This window comes from Mycobacterium sp. TH-M106, assembly GCF_057473765.1.
This window is the reverse complement of the sequence record NZ_JBYCLE010000315.1, coordinates 1-4,715: the sequence shown is the minus strand read 5'-3', so window position 1 is coordinate 4,715 and position 4,715 is coordinate 1. Positions and strand designations below refer to the sequence as shown.

The window sequence follows — 4,715 nt, the reverse complement described above, 5'->3', positions numbered from 1 at the left end:
CCACCGATCAGGTCATCAGCGGGGCCGAGTGGAAAGCCCTGTCGCGCAAAGACCGGGAGCGCGCCGTCGCAGAGCGGGTGGTGTTCGCCCGGATGTCTCCAGAGAACAAGGTGCAGATCGTGCAGACGCTGGAGCGCACCGGCCGGGTCTGCGCAATGGTCGGCGACGGCGCCAACGACGCGGCCGCGATCCGGGCGGCCACCGTCGGGATTGGAGTAGTCGCCCACGGTAGCGACGCGGCCCGCACCGCAGCCGACGTGGTGCTACTCGACGGCCGGGTCCATGCGCTGCTGGACGCCCTCGACGAAGGGCGCGAACTGTGGCAGCGGGTACAGGCGGCGGTTGCGGTGCTGCTCGGCGGAAACGCCGGCGAGGTGGCGTTCGCCATCATCGGCAGCGCGATCACCGGCCGGTCCCCGCTGAACACTCGGCAACTGCTGCTGGTGAACATGCTGACCGACGCGCTGCCCGCCACCGCGCTGGCTGTCAGCTCCCTGGATGACTCGGCGCGTGCCGACGCACACGGCCCGGACGCGGCCGCGCTGTGGCGGAAGGTGGCGGTGCGCGGAGTGACCACGGCGTCCGCAGCGGTGACGGCCTGGGCGTGGGCATCGTTCACCGGGCGGCAGCGCCGGGCGGCCACCGTCGCACTGGTCTCGCTGGTCACCGCGCAACTCGGCCAGACCCTGCTGGACTCCCACGACCCGCTGGTGGTGCTCACCGCGATCGGCTCGCTCGGGGCGATGGCGACGTTGATCAGCCTCCCCGGCATCAGCCAGATGCTGGGCTGCACGCCGCTCGGCCCGGTGGGCTGGACTCAGGCGCTGGGAACCGCGGGAGCGGCCACCGTCGGGGCGGCCGTCGTACCCCGCCTCCTTTCGGCGTTGACTGCCGCACCGGCACCCGACGAACCCACCGCCACGACGACCCCTGTATCTGCCGCTGCGCGCGCAGCCGGCCGAACAACACCGCGGCTGCACGTTGTGGACAATGGCCTTGACAGGTCGTATGGCCACCCATCGGTACCAGGAGGCAAATGATGGTGGACAAGTCGCGCCGCAGCACTTCGCAGCGTGACGCCCTGGAGCAGATCCGCAAGGGCGAAACCTTCGCGGTCGACCTGCCACTGATCGGCCGGGTGACGATCCCGCCGCCCGAACACATCGCCTACTACGGCGGTTTGGTGATGCTGGCCGCGTTCGAAATCATCGACTGGCCGGTGGCCATCGCCGTTGCCGCCGGCCACATCATGGCCAGCAATCACCGCAGCCAGTTACTCGAACAGCTCGGCGAAGCGCTGGAAGAGGCCTGAGGCAACAGTCGCAGGAGCCGACCCAGCCGACCCGGAGGACCGTCAAGCATCGCACGACGGCAAGCCACCAAAAATGTCCTGAGTCCATGCATTGACAACCGCTGGCGCAGTCCCCCGGCGTCCGGTTCCTGGCGATCGACGACTGGCCTCGTCGACCGGTTCGTCGACGTCGTGTGCGCGGTGCGGGACCGGGAGCGCGAGATCGTGCGCAATATCGAGAACCGGTGCCCAACAAGATCTCGATTGACACCGTTCTCGTTGTGAATGGTGTCACCGTTTCCGTTTACTGCTACCGATTGCCAGCATTGACCGCGATGACACGGCGTAACTGTGGTCTACAATCTGCTTAAGCGCGCTCGTCTCTGCTGCCCAGGGAAGGACGAACTCATGGCTCATCGGCGCTTCAGGATGCACAATTCAGCATCGCGTAAGGCGATGGCGCGGCGGCGTCGACGCGCTATCGGGACGACCGGGGCGATCAGTGCGTTCCTGACGTTCGGGCTTGGGCCGCTGGCCCACGCGCCCAAGGCCGGTGCCGAGGGGTTCGACGCAATCATTGACCAGGCCCTCACCGCGATTACGGGTTCGTTGGTCGATCTGTCCGGCGTTTCCGGGGCGGCTCAAGAACCGGGTGTCGTCGGCGCCGGCTCGGTGGCCGCAGCCAACCCGGCTGGTGCCTGGTTGCATGCGCTGGAGCAGGGCTGGGGCACGTTGAGTCAGGATGTGGACACCGCACTCGGTACCTTGTTGAACAAGTTTAACTACGTCGCAGCCCCCACCGGCGCGATGAGTCAGAACTTGCTGGTCAACGGCAACTTCGCAATTGCCGACCCGTCCGAGTCGGGCTACAACGGGGTGACCATTCCGGGCTGGACGACGGAGACCGGCGACCCGACCGTGATCGCCTATGACACCCCGCGCAATTTTCCGTGGACATTTAAGTCTCCGTCCCCAGACCTGCCGTTCTTCTTTGACTTTCCGCAGCACGCGCCGCCGGGCACCCCGGCCGGCGACGACAATTTCGCCGCCGGCGGACCCGTGGGCTCATCGAGCATCAGCCAAACCGTCAACCTCACCGGTGCAGCCGGAACGCCGTTCGAGCTCAGTGCAGATCTCGGCGGCCAATTCTTGAACCCGTCCTACACCTCAGTGCAGGTCACTTTCCTCAATGCCGACGGGGACGTGCTGGGCACCGACTCGGTCAACCCGGCCTTCGTCAACGCCGACCGAGTGGACGTGCAAGGCACCGAGCCGATCAACCTGGTCACGGTATTTGATCGCCTGGGTTTCACCGGGTTTGAGCACCGCGACATCACCGGGACGGTCCCGGAGGGCACCACCTCCGCGCAGGTGACGACGTTTTTTCACGACGAGAACTATTTCCTCGACGAATACAACGGCGCCTACGCCGCCGACGAGTCGTTCACGGTCGGCGATCCAAGCCTGACCGCGGCGCCGCTCACCCCTCCGGTGTCCGACGTCGGCCACCTCGATCACGTGTTCGTGATCTACTTGGAGGACGAGGGCGACAGGGCTATCGTGGGCAACCCCTTGGCGCCGTTCATGAACCACCTGATCAAGACAGAAGATTTCGACATTGGCTACCACTCGCTAGACCACCCCAGCAACCCCAACTACATCGCGCTCGTGGGTGGGTCGGACTTCGGCATCGACTACGACGACACAGCGGGCAGCATCACCGAACCCAACCTTATGCAGGAATGGGATAAGGCGGGCATATCGTGGGACGACTACGCTGAGAACATCCCGGCGGATACGACCATAACGAAGAGTATGATAGTCGACGGAAGAACAACACCCTTCGAGCAATACACCTACGTCTACGACAACACCCCCGCTTACCTGACGGAACACATTCACGCGCTGTCGGATTTATCCAGCGCTCTGCAGAACCCGAGCACCTTCCCGGACTTCGCGTGGGTCAAACCCAACGTGGGTGACATCCCCTATGGGACTTTCGCTGACCCCCACGGGGCCAGCGCTGGAAGTCCCATTCTCAGCGATCTCAGCGATCCGAAGTCTACTATTCTCAACGTTCTCAATGATCTGAAGTCTGGCATTCAGAGCGCTTTCAACTATATTTTCAACGAAGTCATCCCAATTAATGCAAACATTACAAGCCAGGACAAGTTCCTCCAGTACGCGGTAACCACCATTGAGAACTCGCCGACGTGGACTGACCCAAACGAGAAGGATGCGATCTTCATCACGTTCGACGAGGACCAAAACCAACCGTCACTGGACGTCGAACACGACAACGACGGCGACAATGTTCCGATGATCGTCATCCCGAACCAGGGCGCCGTGACGGAGGGAGGGATGCAGGCCGGCCCCTTCACCACCGACGCCGACTACAACGTGTATAGCCTGATGGCCACGATCGAAGACGCCTTACGTCCTGCACCGGGAACTCTGGCCCCGCTCACCGACAACGACAAGTACGCCGAACCCATGAATGCGTTCTGGAAATAATGGTCGACTCCAGGACCACTTGAGTTTCGCACTTCGATGCGGAGGCGGATGCGACATAAGCGACTGGACGTGTCGACGCACCGTGGCGGGCATGCTCGCCGGGGCCAACCGTTCTCCCGCGAGTCCCTGAAGGGCAAGCCGGCGGTGCTGTGGTTCTGGGCGCCGTGGTGCATGATGTGTCAACGAGATGTGCCACTGGTCGCCCGGATGGCCGCGGCGAACCCGGCAGGACACTCGTGGGGTGGGCGCGCAGTACAAGCTGCCCGAACTGCGGGCGTTCGCCGGGTCAGTCGTCGACGACCAGCAACCCGGCGCGCCACAGCAGCGCGTACACCTGGTGCAGTGGGCCGCTCAGCAGACGACTCGCCATGTCCACGACGGGATCCGCCGTGTACGCAGACCGATGCGCCCGCCGCTTCGACACGTGCGTGGCACGCGGGGCTGGCGTCGTGACGTCGGTGTAAGCAATTGCAACCATGGCTGCCTCCTAGTCGCGTAGCGGCGCTTCGCACACCAGCGGGGGAGCCAGATGGATTGGGCTCAGCTGGAGGCGGTATGCGACCGTTCGGATGGGGACGGAACTGATGTCGGATATCGGCTCGGACTATCACCGGAACTCATTCGTCCCTCACCTCCTCTCGGTCGTCGCGGCGCGCGCCTGCGCGATAGGTCACGCAATCAGGAGGCGGAGACCGACAACTGTCGGAGAACCGCACCCCTCTCGTCAGAGCTTCGGCACTGCACGACGTGTCCGGTAACCCGGAAGCCACTTGGGCTCAACCCTTAAGCCGGGAAGAGCTGTCCTGACCGGGGGCGTCTCTCGACGTTCAGGGTCAGTGGCCTATATCCGTGCAGACGCCTCACCTAACGAGGTGCTTGCGTAGTCCATAGTGCACGACGGGGCCGTCGC

4 protein-coding genes, 1 pseudogene and 1 riboswitch are annotated in these 4,715 nt (G+C 64.2%); of the genes and pseudogenes, 4 read left to right on the top strand and 1 reads right to left on the bottom strand.

Annotated elements, in window-relative coordinates; all coding sequences use genetic code 11:
- The 4 genes and pseudogenes from AC2VOP_RS10915 to AC2VOP_RS10900 form a co-directional block, all read left to right on the top strand.
- Positions 1–1,040, top strand: a 1,040-nt coding sequence (locus AC2VOP_RS10915; protein WP_486960977.1) for a cation-translocating P-type ATPase C-terminal domain-containing protein, incomplete at its 5' end; no start/stop codon positions are given.
- Positions 1,037–1,312: a hypothetical protein gene (locus tag AC2VOP_RS10910; RefSeq protein ID WP_486960976.1), complete on the top strand. Its 276-nt coding sequence runs from the start codon at positions 1,037–1,039 to the stop codon at positions 1,310–1,312. The genes AC2VOP_RS10915 and AC2VOP_RS10910, both read left to right, overlap by 4 nt.
- Before the next feature lie 330 nt (positions 1,313–1,642).
- Positions 1,643–3,805 (top strand): alkaline phosphatase family protein, encoded by a 2,163-nt coding sequence (locus AC2VOP_RS10905; protein WP_486960975.1) that lies wholly within the window; start codon positions 1,643–1,645, stop codon positions 3,803–3,805.
- A gap of 102 nt (positions 3,806–3,907) precedes the next feature.
- Positions 3,908–4,085: pseudogene (locus AC2VOP_RS10900) on the top strand (hypothetical protein); the annotation flags it as partial.
- A gap of 6 nt (positions 4,086–4,091) precedes the next feature.
- Here AC2VOP_RS10900 and AC2VOP_RS10895 read toward each other — a convergent pair.
- Positions 4,092–4,283 carry an Rv1535 family protein gene (locus tag AC2VOP_RS10895; RefSeq protein ID WP_486960974.1) on the bottom strand — a complete coding sequence of 64 codons (192 nt, stop codon included), beginning with the start codon at positions 4,281–4,283 and terminating at the stop codon, positions 4,092–4,094.
- Between the two features lie 231 nt (positions 4,284–4,514).
- Positions 4,515–4,684: riboswitch (M-box (ykoK) riboswitch) on the bottom strand.
- Between the last annotated feature and the right edge of the window lie 31 nt (positions 4,685–4,715).

Coding starts and splice junctions, on each gene's coding strand:
- AC2VOP_RS10895 (WP_486960974.1), bottom strand. CDS start 4,283: ATGGTTGCAATTGCTTACACCGACGTCACGACGCCAGCCCCGCGTGCC.
- AC2VOP_RS10910 (WP_486960976.1), top strand. CDS start 1,037: ATGATGGTGGACAAGTCGCGCCGCAGCACTTCGCAGCGTGACGCCCTG.